19 protein-coding genes and 1 pseudogene are annotated in these 25,104 nt (G+C 71.2%); 13 read left to right on the forward strand and 7 right to left on the reverse strand.

Features of this window, described 5'->3' with window-relative positions; translation table 11 throughout:
• Positions 1-70: 70 nt before the first annotated feature.
• The 5 genes from ACFY12_RS29160 to ACFY12_RS29180 all read left to right on the forward strand — a co-directional run bounded on the left by ACFY12_RS29160 (position 71) and on the right by ACFY12_RS29180 (position 7,263).
• A complete protein-coding gene (locus ACFY12_RS29160; RefSeq protein WP_390718948.1) occupies positions 71-1,195 on the forward strand; it encodes a Gfo/Idh/MocA family protein in 1,125 nt (374 codons plus the stop codon).
• Positions 1,192-2,307: a dihydrodipicolinate synthase family protein gene (locus tag ACFY12_RS29165; RefSeq protein ID WP_390718890.1), complete on the forward strand. Its 1,116-nt coding sequence runs from the start codon at positions 1,192-1,194 to the stop codon at positions 2,305-2,307. Before ACFY12_RS29160 ends, ACFY12_RS29165 begins: the two co-directional genes overlap by 4 nt.
• Positions 2,304-3,149: a sugar phosphate isomerase/epimerase family protein gene (locus ACFY12_RS29170; protein WP_390718891.1), complete on the forward strand. Its 846-nt coding sequence runs from the start codon at positions 2,304-2,306 to the stop codon at positions 3,147-3,149. The genes ACFY12_RS29165 and ACFY12_RS29170 overlap by 4 nt, the downstream gene beginning before the upstream one ends.
• Before the next feature lie 436 nt (positions 3,150-3,585).
• On the forward strand, positions 3,586-5,796 hold the full coding sequence (locus ACFY12_RS29175; RefSeq protein ID WP_390718892.1) for an ATP-dependent RecD-like DNA helicase: 2,211 nt from the start codon (positions 3,586-3,588) through the stop codon (positions 5,794-5,796).
• Between the two features lie 177 nt (positions 5,797-5,973).
• On the forward strand, positions 5,974-7,263 hold the full coding sequence (locus ACFY12_RS29180; RefSeq protein WP_390718893.1) for a citrate synthase: 1,290 nt from the start codon (positions 5,974-5,976) through the stop codon (positions 7,261-7,263).
• 797 nt (positions 7,264-8,060) lie between these two features.
• On the opposite strand, the gene ACFY12_RS29185 is transcribed toward ACFY12_RS29180, so the two are convergent.
• Positions 8,061-8,351 (reverse strand): heavy-metal-associated domain-containing protein, encoded by a 291-nt coding sequence (locus tag ACFY12_RS29185; protein WP_390718894.1) that lies wholly within the window; start codon positions 8,349-8,351, stop codon positions 8,061-8,063.
• A gap of 204 nt (positions 8,352-8,555) precedes the next feature.
• Here ACFY12_RS29185 and ACFY12_RS29190 point away from each other — a divergent pair.
• Positions 8,556-8,975: pseudogene (locus tag ACFY12_RS29190) on the forward strand (DedA family protein); the annotation flags it as partial.
• Positions 8,976-9,072: 97 nt separating this feature from the next.
• On the opposite strand, the gene ACFY12_RS29195 reads toward ACFY12_RS29190, so the two are convergent.
• On the reverse strand, positions 9,073-10,143 hold the full coding sequence (locus ACFY12_RS29195) for a Gfo/Idh/MocA family oxidoreductase (protein ID WP_390718895.1): 1,071 nt from the start codon (positions 10,141-10,143) through the stop codon (positions 9,073-9,075).
• 234 nt (positions 10,144-10,377) lie between these two features.
• On the opposite strand from ACFY12_RS29195, the gene ACFY12_RS29200 reads away from it, so the two are divergent.
• Positions 10,378-11,586: a LacI family DNA-binding transcriptional regulator gene (locus tag ACFY12_RS29200; RefSeq protein WP_390718896.1), complete on the forward strand. Its 1,209-nt coding sequence runs from the start codon at positions 10,378-10,380 to the stop codon at positions 11,584-11,586.
• 60 nt (positions 11,587-11,646) lie between these two features.
• Here the strand turns inward: ACFY12_RS29200 and ACFY12_RS29205 are convergent, their stop codons facing one another.
• The 5 genes from ACFY12_RS29205 to ACFY12_RS29225 form a co-directional block, all read right to left on the reverse strand.
• On the reverse strand, positions 11,647-12,573 hold the full coding sequence (locus ACFY12_RS29205; protein ID WP_390718897.1) for a 2-dehydropantoate 2-reductase: 927 nt from the start codon (positions 12,571-12,573) through the stop codon (positions 11,647-11,649).
• Between the two features lie 96 nt (positions 12,574-12,669).
• Positions 12,670-12,864, reverse strand: coding sequence for a helix-turn-helix transcriptional regulator (locus ACFY12_RS29210; protein ID WP_390718898.1), 195 nt, complete (start codon positions 12,862-12,864; stop codon positions 12,670-12,672).
• A gap of 306 nt (positions 12,865-13,170) precedes the next feature.
• Entirely contained in the window at positions 13,171-14,595 is a 1,425-nt protein-coding gene (locus ACFY12_RS29215) for a sugar porter family MFS transporter (RefSeq protein ID WP_390718899.1), read from the reverse strand.
• A 2-nt stretch (positions 14,596-14,597) separates the two neighbouring features.
• Complete coding sequence (locus tag ACFY12_RS29220; protein ID WP_390718900.1) at positions 14,598-15,626, reverse strand: Gfo/Idh/MocA family protein; 1,029 nt, start codon at positions 15,624-15,626, stop codon at positions 14,598-14,600.
• Between the two features lie 54 nt (positions 15,627-15,680).
• Entirely contained in the window at positions 15,681-16,601 is a 921-nt protein-coding gene (locus tag ACFY12_RS29225) for a sugar phosphate isomerase/epimerase family protein (protein ID WP_390718901.1), read from the reverse strand.
• A 386-nt stretch (positions 16,602-16,987) separates the two neighbouring features.
• On the opposite strand from ACFY12_RS29225, the gene iolC reads away from it, so the two are divergent.
• From iolC to ACFY12_RS29255, 6 genes are all read left to right on the forward strand, one after another.
• Positions 16,988-17,983 carry a 5-dehydro-2-deoxygluconokinase gene (iolC, locus tag ACFY12_RS29230; RefSeq protein ID WP_390718902.1) on the forward strand — a complete coding sequence of 332 codons (996 nt, stop codon included), beginning with the start codon at positions 16,988-16,990 and terminating at the stop codon, positions 17,981-17,983.
• A 174-nt stretch (positions 17,984-18,157) separates the two neighbouring features.
• Positions 18,158-19,045, forward strand: a complete 888-nt coding sequence (locus ACFY12_RS29235; protein ID WP_390718903.1) for a deoxyribose-phosphate aldolase — start codon at positions 18,158-18,160, stop codon at positions 19,043-19,045.
• A gap of 167 nt (positions 19,046-19,212) precedes the next feature.
• Positions 19,213-20,115 (forward strand): 5-deoxy-glucuronate isomerase, encoded by a 903-nt coding sequence (iolB, locus tag ACFY12_RS29240; RefSeq protein WP_390718949.1) that lies wholly within the window; start codon positions 19,213-19,215, stop codon positions 20,113-20,115.
• Positions 20,112-22,094: a 3D-(3,5/4)-trihydroxycyclohexane-1,2-dione acylhydrolase (decyclizing) gene (gene iolD, locus ACFY12_RS29245; RefSeq protein WP_390718904.1), complete on the forward strand. Its 1,983-nt coding sequence runs from the start codon at positions 20,112-20,114 to the stop codon at positions 22,092-22,094. The genes iolB and iolD overlap by 4 nt, the downstream gene beginning before the upstream one ends.
• Positions 22,095-22,146: 52 nt before the next feature.
• Entirely contained in the window at positions 22,147-23,640 is a 1,494-nt protein-coding gene (locus ACFY12_RS29250) for a CoA-acylating methylmalonate-semialdehyde dehydrogenase (RefSeq protein WP_390718905.1), read from the forward strand.
• Positions 23,641-23,869: 229 nt separating this feature from the next.
• A complete protein-coding gene (locus ACFY12_RS29255) occupies positions 23,870-25,015 on the forward strand; it encodes a hypothetical protein (protein WP_390718906.1) in 1,146 nt (381 codons plus the stop codon).
• The last annotated feature ends 89 nt before the right edge of the window (positions 25,016-25,104 follow it).

Consider the following 25,104-nt stretch of genomic DNA (forward strand, 5'->3'; position numbering starts at 1 on the left):
GGGACCACGCCCTCCTCCCGCCGCCCGCGAAAGAGGCCGGACTGTGAGACACACGACCGTACGCATCGCCATGAACGGCGTGACCGGACGCATGGGCCACCGTCAGCATCTGGTCCGCTCACTCCTCGCCCTGCGCGCACAGGGCGGCCTGGAACTGGCCGACGGCACGGTGATCTGGCCGGAGCCGGTGCTCGTCGGCCGCTCCCCGCACAAGCTGCGGGCGCTGGCCGAACGGCACGGCCTGGAGGAGTGGAGCTGCGACCTCGACACCGTACTGGCCGACGGCAGCATCGACGTCTACTTCGACGCCCAGATCACCGCCGCCCGCGAGGAGGCCGTCAAGAAGGCGATCGCCGCCGGAAAGCACCTGTACGTCGAGAAGCCCACCGCGAGCGGTCTCTCCGGCGCACTGGAACTGGCCCGGCTGGCCCAGGAGGCCGGCGTCAAGAACGGCGTCGTCCAGGACAAGATCTTCCTGCCCGGCCTCCGCAAGCTCCGCCGCCTCGTCGAGGGCGGCTTCTTCGGCCGCGTCCTGTCCGTACGGGGCGAGTTCGGCTACTGGGTCTTCGAGGGCGACTGGCAGCCGGCCCAGCGCCCCTCCTGGAACTACCGTGCTGAGGACGGCGGCGGCATCGCGGCCGATATGTTCCCGCACTGGGAGTACGTTCTGCACGAGCTGTTCGGGCCGGTCAGGACCGTCCAGGCGCACCTCGCCACGCACATCCCGCGCCGCTGGGACGAGTCGGGCTCCGCGTACGACGCCACCGCCGACGACGCGGCGTACGCCGTCTTCGAACTGGCCGGAGGCATCGTCGCGCAGATCAACTCCTCCTGGGCGGTCCGGGTGCACCGCGACGAACTGGTGGAGTTCCAGGTGGACGGCACCGAAGGCTCGGCCGTCGCCGGACTGCGCGGCTGCCGTGTCCAGCACCGCTCCACCACTCCCAGACCGGTGTGGAACCCGGACGTCCCCGCCCCCGAACCGTTCCGCGAGCAGTGGCAGGAGGTCCCCGGCAACGCCGACTTCGACAACGGCTTCAAGGCGCAGTGGGAGCTGTTCCTGCGGCACGTCGTACGCGACGAACCCTGGCGCTGGGACCTGGCGGCGGGCGCCCGGGGCGTCCAACTGGCCGAGCTCGGGCGCAGGTCGTCCGCCGAGGGCCGCCGCCTGGACGTACCGGAGCTGCCCCGGTGAGCGCTCGTACGGTCTTCGCCGCCGCCCATGTCGTCGCCGACCCGCTCGCCGACACCACCCCGGACGGCCCGGCCGTCCTCGACTGGGACGCCACCCTCGCCTTCCGGCACCACCTGTGGGCGCACGGCCTGGGCGTGGCCGAGGCGATGGACACCGCACAGCGCGGTACGGGCCTGGACTGGGACGGTGCCGCCGAGCTGATCCGGCGCTCCGCCGCCGAGGCACGCGCCGTGAACGGCCTGCTGGCCTGCGGAGTCGGTACCGATCAACTCCCTCCCTCCGGGGCGTCCTTGGCGGACATCCGGGCGGCCTACGAGGAGCAGCTCGGGCTCGTCGAGGACGCCGGCGCCCGGCCGGTGCTGATGGCGTCCCGCCAGCTCGCCGCGGCCGCCACCGGGCCGCACGACTACCAGGAGCTCTACGGCCACCTCCTGCGCCAGGCCACCCGTCCGGTGATCCTGCACTGGCTCGGCCCGATGTTCGACCCGGCGTTGCGCGGCTACTGGGGCAGCCCGGATCTCGATGCCGCCACGGACACCCTGATGCGGATCGTCGCCGACCATCCCGGCAAGGTGGACGGCGTCAAGCTCTCCCTCCTGGACGCGGGCCGGGAGGTGGCGCTGCGCCGCAGGCTGCCGTCGGCCGTGCGCTGCTATACGGGCGACGACTTCCACTACCCCGAGCTGATCGCGGGTGACGAGCACGGCTTCAGCGACGCCCTGCTGGGCGTCTTCGACCCGTTGGCGCCACTGGCCGCCGAGGCCGTACGGGCCCTCGACGCCGGGGACACCGTCCGGTTCAGGGGCGTCCTCGATCCGACCGTCGCGCTCTCCCGGCACCTCTTCGAGGCACCCACCCGCTACTACAAGACCGGTGTGGTGCTGCTGGCCTGGCTCGGCGGGCACCAGTCGCACTTCTCCATGGTCGGCGGTCTGCAGTCGGCCCGCTCGCTGCCGCATCTGCGACGTGCGTACCAACTGGCCGACGGTCTCGGCCTGTTCCCGGACCGGGAGCTGGCCGCCGCCCGGATGAGCAGGCTGCTCGCGGTGTACGGGGTGGATGACGCGGTGTACGGAGTGGAGGGCGCGGCGTACGGGGTGGAGGACGAATGAGTGAGGGATCCCGTGAGCTGCTCGCCCGCCTGAGCCTCAATCAGCAGACTGTCAGGCAGTGGTCGCTGCCGGAACTGGCCGATGGATGCGCGCGGGCGGGCGTGGCGGGCGTGGGATTGTGGCGCGCGCCGGTGCAGGAGTACGGGGTGGCCGCCGCGGCCCGGCTCGTACGGGATGCCGGGCTGCGGGTCACCAGCCTGTGCCGGGGCGGGTTCTTCACCGCGCTGGACCCCGGAGAGCGGGCGGCGGCGCTGGCCGACAACCGGGCGGCCATCGACGAGGCGGCCGCCCTGGGGACGGACACCCTGGTGCTGGTCTCCGGAGGGCTGCCGCCCGGCAGCCGGGACCTGCCCGGCGCCCGGGAGCGGATCGCGGACGCGCTGGGCGAGTTGGCGCCGTACGCCGGGGAGCGGGGCGTACGGCTGGCGATCGAGCCGCTGCACCCCATGTACGCGGCGGACCGCTGCGTGGTCTCCACGCTCGCACAGGCGCTGGACATCGCCGAGCGGTTCCCCGCCGGCCAGGTGGGCGTCGTCGTGGACACCTATCACCTGTGGTGGGACGACACGGTCGGCGCGCAGATCGACCGGGCCGGCGCTGCGAGGATCGCCGCTCTCCAGCTGGCCGACTGGGTGACCCCGCTGCCCGAGGGCGCGCTCCTGGGGCGCGGGCAGCTCGGGGACGGGGCGGTGGATCTGCGGTGGTTCCGGGAGCGGGTCGACACGGCCGGCTACCGGGGGCCGATCGAGGTGGAGATCTTCAACCCGGAGCTGTGGGCGCGGGACGGCGCCGAGGTGCTGGCCGAGGTCGTGCACCGCTTCCGGTCCCATGTCCGCGGGTGATCGGGGGCTGCGTCGGCAGGTGATCGGCCGGTGATCGGGGCCGGTGATCGGTCGGTGATCGGTCGGTGAACGTGGGCCCTCGTCGGCCGGTGAACGGGATTCGTACTTCCGGTGACGGAAAAATAACTCTGTGGAAGCGTGCAACCGTTGGTGGCCGACCGTAGTCATAGCTGACGCTGGTCCCGGCAGGGGAGGGGTCTGGGGGGATCCGGGGGGATCCGGGACCGGCGCAGAGGGGGGGAAATCGAGGGGCCCGGCCATCGGACGGGCCCCTCGAGGTGTCTCGAGGTGTCTCGAGGTGTCTCGAGGTGTCTCGAGGTGTCTCGAGGTGTCTTGTGGGGTGTTGTGGGGTCTTGAGGGGGGCATCGGCCCTCGATACCTCGCCTCGCGCCGGACCGCGCGGCGCGTTGTCAGAGCCCGGCGGTACGGTCGGGGCATGGTCAACCCAGCAGTGGTGGAAGGGGTCCTCGAGCGGATCACCTACGCCAATGAGGAGAACGGCTACACGGTCGCGCGCGTCGACACGGGCCGTGGTGCGGGCGACCTGCTGACCGTCGTCGGGGCGCTGCTCGGGGCGCAGGTGGGCGAGTCCCTGCGGATGGAGGGCCGTTGGGGCTCGCACCCGCAGTACGGCAAGCAGTTCACCGTCGAGAACTACACGACCGTCCTGCCGGCCACCGTCCAGGGGATCCGCCGTTACCTCGGCTCCGGGCTGGTCAAGGGGATCGGACCGGTCTTCGCCGACCGCATCACCCAGCACTTCGGCGTGGACACCCTGACGATCATCGAGGAGGAGCCGAAGCGGCTCATCGAGGTCCCCGGCCTCGGCCCCAAGCGCACCAAGAAGATCGCCGACGCGTGGGAGGAGCAGAAGGCGATCAAGGAGGTGATGCTCTTCCTCCAGAGCGTCGAGGTGTCGACGTCGATCGCGGTGCGGATCTACAAGAAGTACGGTGACGCCTCGATTTCGGTGGTCAAGAACGAGCCGTACCGCCTGGCTGCCGACGTCTGGGGCATCGGCTTCCTGACCGCCGACCGCATCGCGCAGTCCGTGGGGATTCCGCACGACAGCCCGGACCGGGTCAAGGCGGGCCTGCAGTACGCGCTGTCGCAGTCCACGGACCAGGGGCACTGCTTCCTGCCCGAGGAGCAACTGATCGCGGACGCGGTGAAGTTGCTCCAGGTGGACACGGGCCTGGTCATCGACTGCCTGGGAGAGCTGGCCGCGGACCCGGAGGGCGTGGTCCGGGAGAAGGTGCCGGGCGGGGAGGACGGCGTGCCGGTCACCGCCGTCTATCTGGTGCCGTTCCATCGCGCCGAGATCTCGCTCGCCGGGCGGCTGACCCGGCTGCTGCGGACGGACGAGGACCGGATGCCGGTGTTCCGGGACGTCGACTGGGACCGGGCGCTGGCCTGGCTGGCGCGGCGTACGGGCGCCGAGCTGGCCCCCGAGCAGCGGGAGGCGGTGCGGCTGGCGCTGACACAGAAGGTCGCGGTGCTCACGGGTGGGCCCGGATGCGGTAAGTCCTTCACGGTCCGGTCCATCGTCGAGCTGGCTCGCGCCAAGAAGGCCAAGGTGGTGCTGGCGGCTCCTACGGGCCGGGCGGCCAAGCGGCTCTCGGAACTCACCGGAACGGAGGCGTCCACGGTCCACCGCCTCCTGGAGCTCAAGCCCGGCGGGGACGCCGCCTACGACGCCGACCGGCCGCTGGACGCCGATCTGGTGGTCGTCGACGAGGCGTCCATGCTGGATCTGCTGCTGGCCAACAAGCTCGTCAAGGCGGTGCCGCCGGGGGCCCATCTGCTCCTGGTGGGGGACGTCGACCAGCTGCCGTCCGTCGGCGCCGGCGAGGTGCTGCGGGACCTGCTGGCCGAATCCGGCCCGGTGCCCGCCGTCCGGCTGACCCGGATCTTCCGGCAGGCCCAGCAGTCCGGAGTGGTCACCAACGCCCACCGGATCAATTCCGGCACACCGCCGCTGACCAGCGGACTGTCGGATTTCTTCCTGTTCGCGGAGGAGGACAACGAAGAGGCCGGGCGGCTGGCGGTCGATGTCGCCGCCCGCCGGATCCCGGCGAAGTTCGGCCTCGACCCGCGCCGGGACGTCCAGGTACTGACCCCGATGCACCGCGGCCCGGCCGGCGCCGGCGCCCTGAACGGCCTGCTCCAGCAGGCCATCACCCCGGCCCGCCCCGATGTGCCCGAGCGCCGCTTCGGCGGCCGGGTGTTCCGCGTCGGCGACAAGGTCACGCAGATCAGGAACAACTACGAAAAAGGCCTCAACGGAGTCTTCAACGGCACAGTCGGCGTGGTCACCGCCCTCGACCCGGAGGAGCAGCGGCTGACCGTCCGTACCGACGAGGACGAGGAGGTCCCCTACGACTTCGACGAACTCGACGAGCTCGCGCACGCCTACGCCGTGACGATCCATCGCTCGCAGGGCAGTGAGTATCCAGCGGTGGTGATTCCGGTCACCACCAGCGCCTGGATGATGCTGCAGCGCAATCTGCTGTATACCGCCGTCACCCGGGCGAAGCGCCTGGTGGTGCTGGTCGGCTCGCGCAGGGCCCTGGGTCAGGCCGTCCGCACGGTTTCCGCCGGTCGGCGGTGTACGGCGCTGGCTCACCGGCTCGCCGGGGCGATGTGATGTCACTCCTCTTTCGTAATCGGGGCGAACCGGAGCAGGATGGGACACTCACGCGGCACTGAGTGCCGCGATGAGGCCCTATGGCCGACCCCGAGTGCACATCCAAGGTCCAAATGGGGGAAGGTATAGGCAGTCAGGGCACCTCGAAGAAGAGGCACAACGTCGGTGAGGGATGACGTGAGCGACAACTCTGTAGTACTGCGTTACGGGGACGGCGAATACAACTACCCGGTCGTCGAGAGCACCGTCGGCGACAAGGGCTTCGATATCGCGAAGCTGCGCGCCGAGACCGGTCTGGTGACCCTGGACTCCGGTTACGGCAACACCGCGGCGTATAAATCCGCGATCACCTATCTCGACGGCGAGCAGGGCATCCTTCGCTACCGCGGGTACCCGATCGAGCAGCTCGCGGAGCGCAGCACGTTCGTCGAGACCGCGTACCTCCTCATCAACGGCGAGCTGCCCACCGTCGATGAGCTGGCGAACTTCAAGCAGGACATCACGTACCACACCCTGCTCCACGAGGACGTCAAGCGCTTCTACGACGGCTTCCCCCGGGACGCCCACCCGATGGCGATGCTGTCGTCGGTCGTCAGCGCGCTGTCGACGTTCTACCAGGACAGCCACAACCCGTTCGACGACCAGCAGCGCCACATCTCCACGATCCGGCTGCTGGCCAAGCTCCCGACGATCGCGGCGTACGCCTACAAGAAGTCCGTCGGCCAGCCGGTCGTCTACCCGCGCAACGACCTCGGCTACGTCGAGAACTTCCTGCGGATGACCTTCTCGGTGCCCGCCGCCGAGTACGAGCTCGACCCGGTCGTGGTCAGCGCCCTGGACAAGCTGCTGATCCTGCACGCCGACCACGAGCAGAACTGCTCCACGTCGACGGTCCGCCTGGTCGGCTCCTCGCAGGCGAACCTCTTCGCCTCGATCTCGGCCGGTATCAACGCCCTGTGGGGCCCCCTGCACGGCGGCGCCAACCAGTCCGTGCTGGAGATGCTGGAGCGCATCCAGCGCGACGGCGGCGACGTCGATGCCTTCATCCGCAAGGTGAAGAACAAGGAAGACGGCGTGAAGCTGATGGGCTTCGGGCACCGCGTCTACAAGAACTTCGACCCCCGGGCGAAGATCATCAAGGCGGCGGCGCACGATGTCCTCTCCGCGCTCGGCAAGTCCGACGAGCTGCTGGACATCGCCCTCAAGCTGGAGGAGCACGCGCTCTCCGACGACTACTTCGTCTCGCGCAAGCTCTACCCGAACGTCGACTTCTACACCGGCCTGATCTACCGGGCCATGGGCTTCCCGACCGAGATGTTCACCGTGCTCTTCGCGCTCGGCCGGCTCCCCGGCTGGATCGCCCAGTGGCACGAGATGATCAAGGAGCCCGGCTCCCGTATCGGCCGCCCGCGCCAGATCTACACCGGCGTCGTCGAGCGCGACTTCGTGCCGGTCGAGCAGCGCTGACGACCGGCCCTGAGGGCTGGGGCCGAGCCGGCCCTGAGCCGTCGGGGCTGAGCCGGGCCTGAGCCGCCGGGGCCGAGCCGGTCCTGAAGGCCGGACCGAGGATTGAGGGCGCCACCGTCTCCTGGTGGCGCCCCGTTTCTTTGGTGGCGCCGGCGGAACCTTGGTGGTGTCGGCGGAACCTGGGTGGTGCCGGTGAGTCTTGGTGGTGCCCGCGAGTCTTGGTGGTGCCGGTGAGCCTTGGTGGCGCCAAACGGAAGCGCCCCGCCTCCGGATCCCCCCACGGGCCCAGAGAGCGGGGCGCTTCCCATTTCCCCGGTTGGATTCCCCCCACGGGATCCGTCCGGGCGTTTCGGGTGCACCGCGAACTGCCGGGACGCGCACATCGGGAGGGCCGCTCAAAGCTCCCCGGGCACGTCGCCCCGGCTACGCGTGGCCGGGCTTGATCCCCCAAGATCAGCACGACCGTGGCCGTGCAGGCCCCGCCGGGGTGCCTGCACTGCCCGGTTAGACTCGCGACCCCCCTCAATGGTTACGTTCCGATGAGTGTGATCTGGGTCTCTTGCCATATGGGGGTGAATACGGTCAAGGGGTGCTATCTGGAGATTGGGGCTCCGAGGTATGGGTGTTGTGCCCCGGTGCGTCGATGTTGTGATGGTTGTAAAGGGCATGTGAAGACGTGCGGTCGCAGGCCGTCACGGGCGCGGGCGGGGTGCGGGGCATCACGGACAAGGTGAGGCGCGGGCCGCGCCGCCACTGAGTCGGCTCGACCCGCGCCTCCGCGAAGGGCTGGGCTCCGGTCAGGCCGTCGCCTGCCCCACGAGCTCATAACCGGCCTCGTCGACGGCCGCCCGTACGACCTCGTCGTCCAGCGGCGTCTTGGAGGTGACGGTCACCAGGCCGCTGGCCGCGACCGCCCGCACCGAGCTGACCCCGGCGATCTCGCCGATCTCGGACGACACCGCCCCCTCGCAGTGGCCGCAGGTCATACCGGTGACCCGGTACGTGGTGGTCACCTCGCCGACCTGAACGTCGGTGCCGCCGGAGTGGCAGGAGCCTTCCGGGGTGCAGCAGGAGCCGTTCTCAGCCATGGGGGATTCTCCTTGTGATGCCGATGTCGTGCCGACGTTGCCACTTTATACCCCTAGGGGGTATCAATCCAGCCCTCGCCGCGCCCATCACGCCACGCCCATCACGTTGCCGCCCATCACGCCACGCCCATCACGTTGCCGTGTGCCGTGGCGCGCGTCAGCCTTGGGGTACGGACTCGGGGGCGGATCCGAGGAGGCGGCCGGATGGACGTACTCGCCCTCTACGGCCTGCTGGTGCTCACCACCCTGCCGCCGCTGGTCCCCAACTCCACCCTGCTCATCTCGGCGGGTGTGCTCGCCTCCCGTGGGCAGCTGTTCCTTCCGCCGGTCCTCCTGGCCGTCGCGGCCAGCGCCCTGCTCGGTGACCTGCTGATGTACTTCGCCGCGCGACGGTTCGGCGGGCCCGTACGCAGCCGGCTGCGGCGCAGCCCCCGCACCCGGGCGGCGCTGGAGTGGACCTCGCAGCGGATCGAACGCTACGGCGTGCCGTTCGTGATCGCCGTACGGTTCCTGCCCAGCGGCCGGATCGCCGGGGCGCTGGCGTCCGGGATTCTGCGCTATCCGCCGCGCAAGTACGCGCTCGGCGCCGGTATCGCCGAACTGACCTGGGCCACGTACTCGATCGGCCTGGGCTATCTCGGCAGCGCCACCGCGGGCCACCCGCTCCGCGCCGCCGGTGTCGGCCTGGGCGTCTCCTGCGCGGTCGCCGCCGTCGGCAGCGTCATCCAGTGGGCGAGCCGCCGCCGGGCGCTGCGGAAGCGGCCGGCGGGCCGGGCGTGGCGCGGACGTCGGCGACCGCGACCGGTTCACCGGTCCGGCGCGAGCGCTCGCAGGCCTCGGCCACATAGAGCGCCTCCAGCGCCTCCGCCGGTGTGCACGGGCTCGGCGCGCGGCCGGCGGCGACCTCGATGAAGGCGCCCAGCTCGGTGACGTAGGCATCGTGGAAGCGCTCCATGAAAGTGGCGTACGGGTCGGCCGCCCGCCGCCAGGACAGCTTCGGCTCCGGCTCCGCGGACGGCAGCGGGGCCCGGTCGTCGAGACCGACGAAGCACGCGCCCTCGGAGCCGCAGACCTCCAGCCGGACGTCGTGGCCCGCCCCGTTGTAACGGGTCGCGGTGACGGTCGCCAGGGTGTCGTCGTCGAAGCGCAGCAGGGCGGCGCAGGTGTCGACATCGTCGGCGTCGGAGAAGAAGGCCGCGCCACGGTTGCTGCCCTGGGCGTAGACGGAGGCCACCTCGCGGCCGGTCAGCCAGCGCAGGATGTCGAAGTCGTGGATGGAGCAGTCCCGGAACAGCCCACCGGAGGTGGGGAGGAAGGCCGCCGGTGGCGGGGTCCGGTCGCTGGTGCAGGCGCGCAGGGTGTGCAGCCAGCCCAGCTCGCCCGATCGCAGGGCCTCGCGGGCAGCGCGGTAACCGGCGTCGAAGCGGCGCTGGAAGCCGATCTGCACCGGCACGGTTGCCGCCCGCGTCCGCGCCCGTTCCACGACGGCGATGGTGCCGGGCACGTCCAGGGCGACCGGCTTCTCGCAGAAGACCGGTACCCCGGCATCCAGGGCCTGGTGGATCAGCGTGGCGTGCGCGCTGGTCGCGGCGGCGATCACCACGCCGTCCAGGCCCTCCGCGTACATCGCCTCGATGCTCGCGGCGGCCCGTACGCGGAGGGTGCCCGCCAGCGAGGCGGCGCGCGCGGTGTCGGCATCGGCCACCACGAGATCGGTGACGCCTTGGACGTTCTGGAGGGTCTGGGCATGGAATGCGCCGATGCGCCCGGTACCGATGAGGCCGATCTTCATGCTCGGTCCTTCCGGAGAGGGGAGGGGAGGGGAGTGAGAGGGGGAGGTGGGGGAGGGAGCGAGGGAAAGGAGAGGAGGGAGAGAGGGGGCGAGAGGATTGGAACGGTCCAACGTCACTGCCCCGGGAACCCTGCATGTCCGGATGTCGGCATGTCAACCCTTATGCCGCAGGGGCAAGGCGTGCGCAGAGACGGGCATTGACCTCGACCTGCGCCGATGGGAGGATTTCCGCTCATGGAACGGTCCAATGAGCCGCCTGAGCCGCCTGAGCCGCCTGAGCCGGCCGGGGAGCGACCGGGCGTCGCGGCGCGGCCCCCGACGATCCGCGGTGTCGCCGAGCGCGCCGGGGTCTCCAAATCGCTGGTCTCCCTCGTACTGCAGGGCTCGCCGCGGGTCAGCGACGCCAAGCGGCAGGCCGTTCTGGACGCCATCGACGAGCTGGGCTACCGGCCGAACGCCGCGGCCCGCAGCCTTGTCGCGCGGCGCACGCACACCGTCGGCGTCCTGCTGAACGACATGCGCAACCCCTGGTTCGTCGAGCTCCTCGACGGCCTCGGCTCGGTGCTCCAGGCCCACGGGCTCCGCATCCTGATGGCCGACGGCCGGCTCGACCGGCGCGCCGGACAGGATTTCGCCCGTACGTTCCAGGAGTTGCGCGTCGACGGCCTGGTCGTCGTCGGCACGCTCCCCGGTACCGACGGCCTCGCCGAGGTCGCCGAGCGACTGCCGACCGTCATCGCGGGCAACCACGAACCCCGGCTGCCGCACGTCGACATCGTCGCCAATGACGACGAGCGCGGTGCCCGGCTCGCCACCGAGCACCTCATCTCCCTCGGCCACCGGCGGATCGCCCATATCGCCGGGCAGGGCCTGGTCGGCGAGCTGCGCCGACGCGGCTTCGAGGCCGCCGTACGGGCCCATGGCCTGGCGGCGGAGGCCGTGGTGGAGAGTGGTGACGGGACCGAGGAAGGCGGCTACCGTGCCGCCGTCCGGCTGCTCACCATGCCCTCGAACGCCTCGAACGCCTCGAACGCCTCGAACGCCTCGAACGCCTCGAACGCCTCGAACGCCTCGAACGCCTCGAACGCCTCGAACGCCTCGACTCACTCGAACCCCTCGCCCGATGGCTCGGGTGGTGCTCAACGCCCCACCGCCGTCTTCGCGTTCAACGACATCTCCTGCGTCGGCGCGCTCTCCGCCGCACAGGAACTGGGCCTGGACGTGCCCGCCGGCCTGTCCCTCGTCGGCTGCGACAACACCTACCTCGCCCGGATCCGCCACCTCTGGCTGAACTCGGTCAACAACGCCAGTTACGAGGTCGGCCGCCGCGCGGCGCGCTGCCTCCTGGACCGTATGGACCGCCCCGACGCCCCCGCCGTCCGTCAACGCGTCGCCCCGGAACTGGAGATCAGAGGTTCGGCCGCGCCCCCGGCCTCCGCCTAGCTAGGTGGACGGCGCTGCCCGGACCCGCCCGACGGCGCGCTACGCCGCCTTCCCGCCCCGCTACGCCGCCTTCCCGCCCCGCAGCTCGCGGTCCACCGCCCGCAGCAGCGTCAGCAGCATCCGGTTCAACGGGGTCGCGATGCCATGCCGTTCACCCGCCCGCACCACCGCCCCGGTGATGAACTCATGCTCCATCGGACGGCCCGCGAGGCGGTCGTAGAGCATCGAGGAGCCGCCGTCCGGAGGCACCTGGGAATGCAGCTCCAGCGTCCTGGAGACGTCCTTCTCGCCGATGTCCGCACCCTCTGCCCGCGCCACGGCGGCGGCCTCGCGCAACAGGTCGCGGGTGAGCGCGGCCATCTCCGGATCGGCGAAGACCCCCATCCGCTGCTGGAGAAGGGCGGTGAGGGGGTTGGCCGCGATGTTGGTGAACAACTTGCGCCAGCTCGTCGTCGCGAAGTCCTGGGTGCGGTGCACCCGCAGACCCGTACCGTCCAGCAGCGCCGCGAAGCGGTCCGCCAACTCCCCTGCGGGAACGTGGAGTTCGCTGCCGACGTAGTGCCGGATCCGGCCGGGGCCCACGCGTTCCGCCACGATGTAGACGGCCGCGGGCAGGGCCGGGGTGCCCTCGGGGACGAACGGGGCGACGCGCTCTTCCTGGTGGATGCCGTTCTGCAGTACCGCGACCGCCGTGCCGGGGCCGCACAGCCGCCGCAACCAGCCTTCGGCGCTCGCCGTGTCCTGCGCCTTCGTGGTCAGCAGCACCCAGTCCACCGGTGTCACCTGAGCCGGGTCGGTGGCGATACGTACCGCCGCGGTCCGGACCTCCTCACCGCTCTCGACGCTGAGGCCGTCCAGAGGGCTGCGCACGCACAGGGTGACATCGAGGCCGGCCCAGTGGGTGAGCGCGGCGGTGTAGCCGCCGATGGCTCCGGCGCCGATGACCGCGATCCGGGCGGGCGCCGCGGCCCGTGTTTCCTGAGGCATACCCATATCATGATCGTAGAGCGCGGCCCGGGCTCCGGCGCCGCGGAGGACGCCGGGGCCCGGGAGCCCGTTCACGCGGTTCGGCTTCGGGCGGCTTCAGCGTCGGCCACGTGCGCCGGGCCGCTGGGCCACCCATGTTCTGACCGTGTCGGCGAACCAGTACGGTCTTCCGCCCTCCACCAGGTCCGGTTCCGGCAGCAGCCCGTTCTTGCGATACGAGCGCACGGTGTCCGGCTGCACCTGGATGTGCGCGGCGATCTCCTTGTACGACCAGAGCCTGCGGTCGGTCATCTCTGTCACCTCCGAAGCGCCGTACGCGGGGTCGGCCCCGGAGGGGGACCGGCCGCGGACCGCGTACGGACTGGTGAGCTCAGCCTGTGCCTGGCCAACGACACCGAGTGACCATCGGAGAGGGGTTGTTGACTGGCTGTGACGGAAGGCCCGCCAAGCTGTGACAGCCGTGATGGGGGACAGACAGCCGTGACAGGAGACAAACAGCCTGACAGGAGACGAACAGCCCGACAGGAGGCAAACCGATTGACTGGGGACGAACAGGTCGTGCCCAGGCAGGCAAGCAGCCGAGCCGCGACCAGAACCTCAGCCTTTCGCCCGGCCCGCCTCGGCCGCCCTCCGCAGTTCCTGTTCCAGATCCTCCAGCGCCAGCCCCTTCGTCTCCGGCGCGTACCGCTTGCAGAAGACCAGGGACAGTACGCACATCACGCCGAAGCACCAGAAGGTCGTACTCGCACCGACCGCGTCCAGCAGCACCGGGAAGACCAGCGCGACCGCGAAGTTGACCACCCACATCACGAACACCGCGGCGCCCATGGCCAGCCCGCGCACCGTCAGCGGGAACATCTCGGCGAGCAGCAGCCATACGCCCGTGTTCAACGTGCCCTGCATGAACGCCATGTACAGCACCATCAGGACGAGGACGAGGACACTGACGGCGGTGGAGTGCGGGAGGTGGAACGACGCGCCGAGCAGCGCCAGCGAGACGGCCATCCCGGCCAGCCCCGCGATCAGCATCGGCCGCCGCCCCACCCGGTCGATCAAGGACATCCCGATCGCGGTGGCGAGGACCGAGACCGCGCCCACGGCGATGGTGGCGGTGATCGAGGCGCCGGTGCCCAGCCCCGTCGACGCCAGGATCTTGGGCGCGAAGTACACCACGGCGTTCACGCCGGTGATCTGCTGGACGGCCGCCAGCCCGATGCCGACCAGCAGCAACCGCCGTACCCACGGTGTGCGCAGCTGCCGCCACGCGCCGCGCTGCGCGTCGGCCTCCAGGCCACGGGCATGGTCGATACGGGCCAGCTCGGCGGGTACGTCCTCGGCCGGCAGCGTACGGCGCAGTACCCGCCCGGCCTCGTCCTGCCGCCCCTTGCTGATGTACCAGCGAGGCGTGTCGGGCAGGAAGAACAGGCCGATGAACAGCGCCACCGCGGGGAGCGCCGCCAGGCCCAGCATCCAGCGCCAGGCCTCCCAGTGCGCCAGGGCGGCGTTGACGAGGTAGGCGAGCAGCTGGCCGCTGACGATCATCAGCGAGTTGAAGGACACCAGCCGGCCGCGGATGTGCGGAGGCGCGATCTCGGAGAGGTAGAGCGGGGTGATCACGGAAGCGCTGCCGACGGCGAGGCCGAGGAGGAAGCGCGCCATCGTCATGACCGGGACGGTGGGCGAGACCGCCACGGCCACCGCGCCGCCGATGAACACGGCACCCGCCCACAGCAGGGAGTTGCGCCGGCCCAGCGCATCGGACATCCGGCCGCCGGCCAGCGACCCGAAGGCGGCACCGATCAGCAGTGCGCTGGTGATGATGCCCTCACCCAGGGAGGTGAGCCCGAAGTGGGCCTCCATGAAGGGGAGAGCGCCGGAGATCACTCCGGTGTCGTAGCCGAAGAGGGCGCCGCCGAGCGCGGCGATGGCGGCGATGCCGACGATGAAGCGCTTGGCGCCGGGGGCCCGCGGACTATCGATACGCGGGCGGGCGGACGCCTCCTGGCTGGTCGGGGCGGCCATCGTCAGCTCCGGCTCCGGTACAGGTCCGGCCGCTCGACCAGTTCGACCGCCACCCGCTCACCGCTCTCCTGGGCGCGCACCCCCGCCTCGCACACCGCGGCCGCCGCATAGCCGTCCCAGCAGCTCGGGCCCTCGACCTCGCCCCGCCGGGTGGCGTTCACCCAGCGCTGCACCTGCCGGTCGTACGCGTCCTCGAAGCGCTCCACGAAACCGGGGGTGATCGAACCGCCCCACTGGCCGGCGGAGTTGACGAACACTCCGTGGTCGTCGCCGATGCGGGCGGTGCCGCTCTCGCCGACCGCCTCGCAGCTGACCTGGTAGCCGAAGGAGCAGTTCTGGAAGAGCTCGGTGTCCACGACCTGCCCGGCGGCGGTCTCGAAGAGGAACAGCTGCGGGTCGCTCAGCCCCTCGGGAGCGTTGCCGCTGGGTGCCGGGCGCAGCACCCGTACCGCCGTGATCTCCTCGTCCAGCAGCCAGCGGGTGGTGTCGATCTCGTGGACGACCGAGTCGTTGACGAGCATGGCGTTGGTGAAGCCGGGCGGGGTGGCGGGGTTGCGGTGCTTGTTGTGCAGCATCAGCGTACGTCCGTAAGTCCCGGCGTCCAGCAGGGACTTGAGCTTCAGGTATCCGGTGTCGTAGCGCCGCATGAAGCCGACCTGTACGCGCCGGTGGCCGAGCGCTTCCTCGGCGCGCAGCACCCGCAGCGCCGACGCCGCGTCGGGGGTCAGCGGCTTTTCGCACAGTACGGGCAGATCGCGCTCGAAGGCGGCGAGCAGGGCGGCCTCGTGGGCCGGTCCGGGGGAGGCGATCAGTACGGCGTCCACGGCCGGGTCGGCCATCGCGGCGGCCGGGTCGGTGCAGGGCGTACAGTCCTCGATCCCGTCGGCGACGGCCTTGACCCGGTCTGCGTCGATGTCGACGACGGCCGCCACCCGCGCCCCGCTGATCACCTCGTTGATCCGGCGCACGTGGTCGGCGCCCATCCGCCCGGTCCCGATGACGGCGACGCCGAGGGTTCCCTTCAGGCTCATGTCCGGTATCTCCTTGCTGCGTGGGGGTGTTGGCTGAGGGGGAGGGGAGTGGGCTCAGGCTCCGCAGGAGCGCAGGAAGCGGCGGGTGCGCTCGGCGATGGGGAACGGCTGGTCGGGCGGGCAGGGGTACATGTCCTGCTCGACGATGGCGAAGAGGTCGACATCCAGCTCCTGCGCGGCCTCCAGCACGGGCGGCAGTGCGGGCACCCCGAGCGGCGGTTCGCACATCACACCCTGCTGGACCGCCGGACCGAACGGCGTGCCCTTGGCGACGACATCGCGGAGGATGTCCGGGTCCACCTGCTTGAGGTGCAGATAGCCGATCCGCTCGCCGTAGGTGCGGATCAGCTTGACGCTGTCGCCGCCGCAGTACGCGTAGTGCCCGGTGTCCAGGCAGAGGTTGACGAGGTCCGGGTCGGTCACATGCAGGAACCGCTCGACGTGCTCCTCGGTGTCGATATGGGTGTCCGCGTGCGGGTGCACGACGATCTCCAGCCCGAACTGGTCCTGTACGCGCTTGCCCAGCCGCTCCATACCGGTGGTCAGGTGTTTCCACTGCTCGACGGTGAGCTCGCGCGGCTCGATCTCCTCGGCGGTCTTGTCGTCGCGCCAGAAGGAGGGGATGACGACCAGGTGCCGGGCGCCCATCGCCCGGGTGAGGGTGGCGACTTCCGAGACGTGCGCCCAGGTCTTGTCCCATACGGACGGGCCGTGGTGCATCGAGGTGAAGATCGTGCCGGCCGACACCTTCAGGTTGCGGCGGGCGATCTCGTCGTGCAGGACGGTGGGGTCGGTGGGCAGGTAGCCGTACGGGCCGAGCTCGATCCACTCGTAGCCCGCCTCGGCGACCTCGTCCAGGAACCGCTGCCAGGGGACCTGCCGGTCGTCGTCGGGAAACCACACACCCCACGAGTCGGGTGCGGAACCGACGCGAAGGCGGTCCAGGGCGGGCGGGGCGGCATGAGGTAGGGACATGCTGCGGCTCTCCTCTCGCCGGTCGACGGTGACCGGGAGGCGCTGGTGCGGGGTTGTGGGCACAGCCTGTCTGTCGCCCCGGGGAGTGTCAAGACTTCGTCCTGACATAAGGACTTAAGGACTTTGTAACCGTGGAGCCGGGTGGGGTGGGCGCGGATGCCGCCGCGGTTGGGGCCATGTGGCCGCCCGGGCGGCGTAGAGGATGACGTCAGGATGTAAGGACAAACTGTTGACAGGGGTTGATGGTCGGGGTTAGACCTTTCCTCAGGGCTGAAGCCGGCGGGTGACCGTCGCGCCGCAGCCGACGAACCCTCCCCGCTCTCGACTCCTCCTGAGCGTCTTGAGCGGGAGGTACCCCCACCGCCGGCCGACCCGAAGGGGCGTAGATGACCGAGCCGTACGACCTGATCACCATGGGCCGCATCGGGGTGGACATCTATCCACTGCAGACCGGTGTGCCGCTGGCGCGGGTGGAGACGTTCGGGAAGTTCCTGGGGGGCTCGGCCACCAACGTCGCGGTCGCCGCCGCCCGCCTCGGGCGCCGTACCGCCGTCGTCAGCCGCACCGGGCGTGACCCGTTCGGCGACTACGTCCACCAGGCGCTGCGCGAATTCGGCGTGGACGATCGCTGGGTGACCCCGGTCGAGGCGTATCCGACGCCGGTCACCTTCTGCGAGATCTTCCCGCCGGACGACTTCCCGCTCTACTTCTACCGTCGGCCGAAGGCTCCTGACCTGGTCATTCACCCGGAGGAGCTGGACCGGGACGCCATCGCCGCCGCGCGGATCTTCTGGATCACCGGGACGGGGCTGTGCGAGGAACCGAGCCGTGGCGCCACCCTCGCCGCCCTGGAGGCCCGGGCCAAGGCCGGCCCGACGGTCTTCGATCTCGACTGGCGGCCGATGTTCTGGGGCGGCGAGGGCGGCGCCTCCAAGGACGGCGGGGCGACCGGCGCCGCGGCGATGGACGCCGCCCGCCCGTACTACGAAGCCGCGCTGCGGTACACCACCGTGGCCGTCGGCAATGTGGACGAGGCCGAGGTGGCGACCGGGCTGCGGGAGCCGAAGGCCTGTGCGCAGGCGCTGTTGGAGCGGGGGGTGGAGCTCGCCGTCATCAAACAGGGGCCGAAGGGCGTACTGGCCGTGCACCGGGACGGGCGCGTCGCCGAGGTTCCGCCCACGCCCGTCGAGGTCGTCAACGGGCTGGGCGCCGGGGACTCGTTCGGCGGGGCGCTGTGTCACGGTCTGCTCTCCGGCTGGGACCTGGAGCCGATGATGCGTTACGCCAACGCGGCCGGCGCCATCGTCGCCTCCCGCCTTGCCTGTTCGTCCGCGATGCCCACGGCGGACGAGGTCGATGCGTTCCTCGCGGAGCACCGTTGACCTCCGGTACCAGCCCGCTGTTGCCGTTGACCTCCGGTACCAGCCCGCTGTTGCCGTTGACCTCCGGTACCAGCCCGCCGTTGCGGAACCGGCCGTCCCGGAACCCGGCAGTCCCCGGCGGCCCCCTGCCGCCCCCGCCGCCCCACCTGTGCACCCAAGAAGGTGAGTTGAGCCTTGAACCCTCGGATCAGTGACCTCGCGACACTGCGGGCCCGGCAGCCCGGAGCCGTCGCGGAGGCCGCCGCCCGCCGCACCCGTCGTCCGCTCATCGGCGACAGCGGCCGGCTGATGATCATCGCCGCCGACCACCCGGCCCGCGGTGCGCTCGCCGTCGGCGACCGGCAGCTCGCCATGGCCAACCGCCTCGATCTGCTGGAACGCCTGGTCCTGGCGCTGTCGCGGCCCGGTGTGGACGGGGTGCTGGCCACCGCTGACATCCTGGAGGACCTGCTGCTGCTCGGCGCCCTCGAGGGCAAGGTGGTGATGGGCTCCATGAACCGGGGAGGCATCGCGGGTTCCTCGTTCGAGATGGACGACCGCTTCACCGGGTACCGGCCGCAGGACCTCGTCCGGCTCGGGTTCGACGCGGGGAAGCTGCTGCTGCGCATCGACTACGACGACGCGGGGTCGCTGTCGACACTGGAGGCCACCGCCCGCGCCATCGACGCCATGGCCGAGCGGGAACTGCCGGTGTTCGTCGAGCCGTTCCTCTCCTCCCGGATGGAGGGCAAGCTCCGCAACGACCTCAGTCCCGAGGCCGTCACCCGCTCCGTCGCCATCGCCTCCGGCCTGGGCGGCACCTCCGCGTACACCTGGCTCAAGCTGCCGGTGACCGACGACCCCGAGGCCATGGCGCGGGTATGTGAGGCCACCACCCTGCCCACGGTGCTGCTCGGCGGCGACGTCGGCAGCACCGTCCGGGACCAGGAAGCCGCCTACGAGAAGTGGCGCCAGGCGCTGCGGCTGCCGACCGTGCAGGGCCTGGTCGTCGGGCGCTCCCTGCTCTACCCGGCCGACGGGGATGTGGCGGCCGCCGTGGACACCGCCGTCGGTCTGCTGTGACCGCCGGGCTGACGGACCGACGGGCCGGTGGACCGGCAGGCTGACGGACCGGCAGGCTGACGGACCGACGGCCGCTGACCATCGGATTTCACTGACTGTCAGTGGCGAGTAGGAGACTTGCAGTTATGAGTGCTGAGATCGCGGACTCCGCGGACTTCACGGACCGCATGAACTTTCATGTCAGGGCGGGGCAGGCGGCCGACGGGCCGTACGCCGTCACCATCGATCCCGAGCGGGCCGGCTGGGGCTACTCCTCGCTGCGCGTCCTGGAGCTGCCGCCCGGTGGTCACCACTCCTTCGCCACCGGCGACAGCGAGTGGATCGTGCTGCCGCTCTCCGGTGGCTGCACGGTCATGACCGACGGCGGGCCGGCCGGCGGCGGCGAGGCCTTCGAACTGGCCGGACGTGAGGGGGTGTTCAGCGGCGTCACGGACTTCGCGTACGTACCGAGGGACGCGCAGGTGCAGATCGCCAGTGCGGCGGGGGGACGGTTCGCGCTGACCGGGGCCCGGTGCGCGCGGCGGCTCCCGGCCCGTTACGGGCCCGCGTCGTCCGTCCCCGTGGAGCTGCGCGGTACGGGCAACTGCTCCCGCCAGGTCAACAACTTCGGGGCGGCGGACGCCTTCGAGTGCGACAAGCTCATCGCCGTCGAGGTGCTCACCCCCGGCGGCAACTGGTCGTCCTACCCGCCGCACAAACACGACGAGTGCCGCCCGGGGGAGGAGAGCGAGCTGGAGGAGATCTACTACTTCGAGATCGAGCCCGCGCACGGTACGGAGGGAGTCGGCTACCAGCGCGTCACGCCCTCGGGGCACGGCCGGGGTACCGACGTCCTCGCCGAGGTGCGGAGCGGCGATGCCGTCCTGATCCCCGACGGCTGGCACGGCCCGTCCATCGCTGCCCCCGGCCACACCATGTACTACCTCAACGTCATGGCCGGGCCGGGGGACGAACGGCAGTGGCTGATCTGCGACCACCCGGACCACGCCTGGATTCGCGGCACCTGGCCCGATCAGCCCGTGGACCCCCGACTTCCCCTCTACGAAGCGCCTTCAGGAGATGCCCGATGAACGCCCCGACGACGCGGCCGGACGCCCCGACGACGCGGCCGGATGCCCCGGCGACCCGCCGTCTGACGGTCGCGCAGGCCCTGGTCGAGTTCCTCGCCCACCAGTACACCGAGCGGGACGGCCGCCGGCACCGGCTGATCAACGCCTGCTGGGGCATCTTCGGCCACGGCAACGTCGCCGGTATCGGCCAGGCCCTGCTGGAGTCCGGCGCCGTGGATCAGGACGGGGCACCCTCCGGGAGCCAGCCCGGGACGCCCCCCGGATCCCCGCGGCTCCCGTATCTCCAGGGCCGTAACGAGCAGGCCATGGTGCATGCCGCGGTCGGCTACGCCCGGCAGTGCGACCGGCTCTCCGCGCAGGCCGTCACCACCTCCATCGGCCCCGGCGCCACCAACCTCGTCACCGGCGCCGCGCTGGCCACCATCAACCGGCTGCCGGTGCTGCTCCTGCCCGGCGACGTCTTCGCGACCCGGCCGGCTGATCCGGTCCTCCAGCAGCTGGAAGTGCCGTACGCGGGCGATGTGTCGGTGAACGACGCGCTGCGTCCGGTCTCCCGCTACTTCGACCGGGTCACCCGGCCCGAGGCGCTGATCCCGGCCGCCCTGCAGGCGATGCGGGTGCTCGCCGACCCCGTCGACACCGGCGCGGTGACCCTGGCGCTGCCGCAGGACGTGCAGGCCGAGGCGTACGACTGGCCGGAGGAGTTCTTCGCCGACCGGGTGTGGCGGGTCCCCCGGCCCGCCCCCGACGCCGGTGCGCTCGCCGAAGCCGTACGTGCCGTCCGCGGTGCCCGCCGGCCGCTGCTGATCGCGGGCGGCGGAGTCCACCACTCCGAGGCGGAGGACGCGCTGCGCGCCTTCGCCGACGCCACCGGCATCCCGGTCGCCTCGACCCAGGCCGGCAAGGGCTCGCTGCGCCACGACCACCCCGCGGATGTCGGCGGGATCGGCCACACCGGCACCGCGACCGCCGACGCGCTGGCCCGCGAGGCCGACCTGGTCATCGGCGTCGGCACCCGCTACACCGACTTCACCACCGCCTCCGCGACCCTGTTCGCCGCGCCCGGTGTCCGTTTCGTCAACCTCAACATCGCCCCGTTCGACGCCCACAAACTGGGTGCGGCCTCACTGGTCGCCGATGCCCGCGCGGGGCTCGAAGCGCTCACCGAGGCGCTGTCCGGCCACCGCGTCGGGGCGGAGTACGAGGCCGGTTACACGGCGGCGAAGGCGGACTGGGAGCGGCGGGTGGACGCCGCGTACGGGGCGCCGGACGACTCCGTGCGGCCGTCCCAGACGCAGGTGCTCGGTGCGCTGGACGCCCTGGTCGACGACACCGACATCCTCCTCAACGCGGCCGGGTCGCTCCCCGGCGACCTGCACAAGCTCTGGCGTGCCCGGTCCCGTCGGCAGTACCACCTGGAGTACGGCTACTCCTGCATGGGCTATGAGATCCCCGCCGCGATCGGTGTGCGGATGGCCGCTCCGGATCGGCCCGTGTGGGCGCTGGTCGGCGACGGCACGTATCTGATGAACCCCACCGAGATCGTCACCGCGGTCCAGGAGGGCATCAACATCAACATCGTGCTCTTCCAGAACCATGGGTATGCGTCCATCGGAGGCCTCTCCGAGCAGACCGGCGGTGAACGGTTCGGGACGGCGTACCGCTTCCGCGCCGGGGACGGTACGTACACCGGGGCGCCGCTGCCGGTGGATCTGGCCGCCAACGCCGCCTCGCTGGGCATGGACGTCCTCCGCGTCGGCACGGTCGGAGAGCTGCGCGCCGCGCTCGCCGAGGCGCGTGGCGCGAACCGTCCCACATGTGTCTACGTCGAGACCGAATCGGCCGACACAGTGCCGGGCGCGCCGGAGGCCCAGGCCTGGTGGGATGTGCCTGTTGCCGAGACCGCGACACGTCCGGCGGCGATCGTCGCCCGGAAGGCGTACGACCGGCAGGCCGCCGGGCGCCGCCGCCACCTCTGACCCGTTGACCCGTTGCCCCGTTCGAAGTCGTCACCCCAGAAAGGCCCCCAGAATGAAGACCATCAGCCACTGGATCGGCGGCAAGTCCGTCGAGGGTGTCTCCGGCAACTTCGGCCCGGTCTACAACCCGGCCACCGGCGCCCAGGAGAAGCAGGTCGCCTTCGCGTCGGCCGAGGAGGTCGACGCGGCCGTCCGCGCCGCCAAGGAGGCGTACCGGACCTGGGGCACCAGTTCGCTGGCCAAGCGCACCACGGTGCTCTTCAAGTACCGCGAACTGGTCGACGCGCACCGTGAGGAGCTGGCCCGGCTGATCACCGCCGAACACGGCAAGGTGCACTCCGACGCGCTCGGGGAGGTCGCCCGCGGACTGGAGATCGTCGAGCTGGCCTGCGGCATCCCCGAGAAGCTCAAGGGCGAGCTGTCCACCCAGGTGTCCACCCGGGTCGATGTGGCCGCCATCCGGCAGTCCCTGGGCGTGGTGGCCGGTATCACGCCGTTCAACTTCCCGGCCATGGTGCCGATGTGGATGTTCCCGCTCGCCATCGCCTGCGGTAACACCTTCGTCCTCAAGCCGAGCGAGAAGGTGCCCAGCGCCGCGTTCAAGCTGGCCGAGCTGGCCGCCGAGGCGGGGCTGCCGGACGGGGTGCTGAACATCGTCAACGGTGACAAGGTGGCGGTCGACGCCCTTCTCACGCACCCGGACGTTGCCGCGGTGTCCTTCGTGGGCTCCACCCCCATCGCCCGGTACATCCACACCACGGGCACGGCGAACGGCAAGCGCGTGCAGGCGCTGGGCGGCGCCAAGAACCACATGCTGGTGCTGCCGGACGCCGACCTCAACCTGGCCGCGGACTCCGCGATCAACGCCGCGTACGGCTCGGCCGGTGAGCGCTGCATGGCCATCTCCGTCGTCGTCGCCGTCGGTGACACCGCCGACCCGCTGATCGGCAAGATCAAGGAGCGCGCCGACCGGCTGCGGATCGGCCCCGGCGACGACCCGGCGTCCGAGATGGGTCCGCTGATCACCAAGGCCCACCGCGACAAGGTCGCCTCGTACGTCACCGGCGCCGCGGCCCAGGGCGCCGACGTCGTCATCGACGGCACCGGATTCACCGTCGAGGGCTACGCGGACGGCCATTGGATCGGCATCTCGCTGCTGGACCACGTCACGCCCGAGATGGACGCCTACCGTGACGAGATCTTCGGCCCGGTGCTGTCGGTCGTCCGCGTGGAGACGTACGAGCAGGCCATCGAGCTGATGAACAACTCGCCGTGGGGCAACGGCACCGCGATCTTCACCCGGGACGGCGGCGCGGCCCGCCGCTTCCAGATGGAGGTCGAGGCGGGCATGGTCGGCGTGAACGTCCCCATCCCCGTGCCCGTCGGCTACCACTCCTTCGGCGGCTGGAAGGACTCCCTCTTCGGCGACCACCACATCTACGGCAACGACGGCGTGCACTTCTACACCCGCGGGAAGGTCATCACCACCCGGTGGCCCGACCCGGCGGACGGCGGGATCAACCTGGGGTTCCCGCGCAACCACTGACGTCCACCGCGATCACGGACGTCCACCGCGACCACTGACGTCCACGCGCCGGGCTCCCCGCCGGGCTCCTCGTCGGGCGGTATCCGGCGGGGAGCCCGGCATGTCCGCTTCGTGTCTGCTTCACGCCTGCTTCCGCGGGTGCGGGGCGCGGGGCGCGGGAGACCGGGCGGCGGCGCGTTGCTACCGTGCTCCTTCGCCGAGCAACGACACAACGGGGGACACAGACGTCATGGCACAACCGATGGCGCTCGCCAAGGGCGCCCGCATCACCGGCGGGGCGTTCTGCCTGCTGTTCTTCCTCTTCATGGCCTACTGGCTGGCCGTCGACCTCGGCGAGTTCGGCCTCGAAGGCGTCTGGAAGTCGTGGACGTTCCAGCGGCCCGAAGGTGTCAACCAGGTCATCGGCCCGTTCCAGTTCGGCCTCGCCCTCCTGCAGTTGGTCGCGGCGCTGGCGGCGTTCACCGGGATCCGGCCGGCCGGCGGGCTGCTGGCGGTCGCCACCACGTTCACCTTCGCGACCGCCCTCCAGGCCCTCGTCAGCGTCGGCAACCACACCAGCGACAACCGGTGGTTCCGGCACGCCGAGCAGTCCGCCGGCACCTTCGACGGTGTCTTCATCAGCAGCGGCCTGCTGTTCCTGCTGGCCCTCCCGGCCGGGATCGTGCTGCTGGCCGGTATGCGCCCGTGGCCGCGCCCCACGCCCAGCGACCCGCCGATGCGCCCGGCCCGTGCGGCCGGTGTGGTGGCCGGTCTGCTGCTCGGCGCGATGGCCCTCGTCAACGTGGTCTGGCAGGTCTACATGCTGGTGGAGGGCGGCACCGGCTCGTTCGAGATGCTCTACCTCGGCAAGGGGGGCGTCCTCGGCACCCTGCTGAGCCTGGCCCCCGGCTGGTCGGCGCTGGTCTTCCTGCTGCTGACCGTGCCGGCCGGGATCAACAGCCTGATGCGCGGCGGTGCCGCCCGCGGCCTGGCCATCGGCCTGTCGATCGTGTCGCTGCCCAGCGCCCTCGTCGCGGTCATCGGGATGGCCGGCGAAGGTGCTCTCTTCTCCTTCGGCGGGCCCATGCCGGGTCTGGCCGTCCTCAACCACATCCAGCTGCTGCTCGACACGCTCGGCTCGGTGGCGCTGCTCGCCCTGATGGCCCGCGGCGAGCCGGCCGCCCCGGCGTGGTACCCGCCGTCCGCGGCCCCGGCCCCGCAGTTCGCCGCCCCCGGTTTCGTCCCGCCGCCCGGTCCCGCTGCGCAGGTCCCGCCGGTCGCTCCCGGCTGGCAGCCGCCGCCCGGGCCGTCGGGGCCTCCTGTGCCTCCCGGACCTCCCATGCCTCCTGCGCCTCCTGCGCCTCCGCAGGGTGGATTCGGGCCGCCGCAGTACTGATCCCCGGCCGCGTCAGCAGGAGCCGGGCGTACCGGGCGGGGGACCGGGCCGCGTACCGCGTCCGTGGTACGCGGCGGGCGGGCCCTACT

The sequence above is a fragment of the Streptomyces sp. NPDC001339 genome (genome assembly GCF_042895955.1).
Classification (GTDB): domain Bacteria; phylum Actinomycetota; class Actinomycetes; order Streptomycetales; family Streptomycetaceae; genus Streptomyces.

What these genes read in the sequence shown, in the direction of transcription:
- ACFY12_RS29160 (WP_390718948.1), top strand. Translation starts at nt 71, where the DNA reads ATGAACGGCGTGACCGGACGCATGGGCCACCGTCAGCATCTGGTCCGC.
- ACFY12_RS29250 (WP_390718905.1), top strand. Translation starts at nt 22,147, where the DNA reads ATGAAGACCATCAGCCACTGGATCGGCGGCAAGTCCGTCGAGGGTGTC.
- ACFY12_RS29170 (WP_390718891.1), top strand. Translation starts at nt 2,304, where the DNA reads ATGAGTGAGGGATCCCGTGAGCTGCTCGCCCGCCTGAGCCTCAATCAG.
- ACFY12_RS29225 (WP_390718901.1), bottom strand. Translation starts at nt 16,601, where the DNA reads ATGTCCCTACCTCATGCCGCCCCGCCCGCCCTGGACCGCCTTCGCGTC.
- ACFY12_RS29200 (WP_390718896.1), top strand. Translation starts at nt 10,378, where the DNA reads ATGGAACGGTCCAATGAGCCGCCTGAGCCGCCTGAGCCGCCTGAGCCG.
- ACFY12_RS29220 (WP_390718900.1), bottom strand. Translation starts at nt 15,626, where the DNA reads ATGAGCCTGAAGGGAACCCTCGGCGTCGCCGTCATCGGGACCGGGCGG.
- iolB (WP_390718949.1), top strand. Translation starts at nt 19,213, where the DNA reads ATGAACTTTCATGTCAGGGCGGGGCAGGCGGCCGACGGGCCGTACGCC.
- ACFY12_RS29195 (WP_390718895.1), bottom strand. Translation starts at nt 10,143, where the DNA reads ATGAAGATCGGCCTCATCGGTACCGGGCGCATCGGCGCATTCCATGCC.
- ACFY12_RS29185 (WP_390718894.1), bottom strand. Translation starts at nt 8,351, where the DNA reads ATGGCTGAGAACGGCTCCTGCTGCACCCCGGAAGGCTCCTGCCACTCC.
- iolD (WP_390718904.1), top strand. Translation starts at nt 20,112, where the DNA reads ATGAACGCCCCGACGACGCGGCCGGACGCCCCGACGACGCGGCCGGAT.
- ACFY12_RS29205 (WP_390718897.1), bottom strand. Translation starts at nt 12,573, where the DNA reads ATGCCTCAGGAAACACGGGCCGCGGCGCCCGCCCGGATCGCGGTCATC.
- ACFY12_RS29175 (WP_390718892.1), top strand. Translation starts at nt 3,586, where the DNA reads ATGGTCAACCCAGCAGTGGTGGAAGGGGTCCTCGAGCGGATCACCTAC.
- ACFY12_RS29210 (WP_390718898.1), bottom strand. Translation starts at nt 12,864, where the DNA reads ATGACCGACCGCAGGCTCTGGTCGTACAAGGAGATCGCCGCGCACATC.
- ACFY12_RS29215 (WP_390718899.1), bottom strand. Translation starts at nt 14,595, where the DNA reads ATGGCCGCCCCGACCAGCCAGGAGGCGTCCGCCCGCCCGCGTATCGAT.
- iolC (WP_390718902.1), top strand. Translation starts at nt 16,988, where the DNA reads ATGACCGAGCCGTACGACCTGATCACCATGGGCCGCATCGGGGTGGAC.
- ACFY12_RS29255 (WP_390718906.1), top strand. Translation starts at nt 23,870, where the DNA reads ATGGCACAACCGATGGCGCTCGCCAAGGGCGCCCGCATCACCGGCGGG.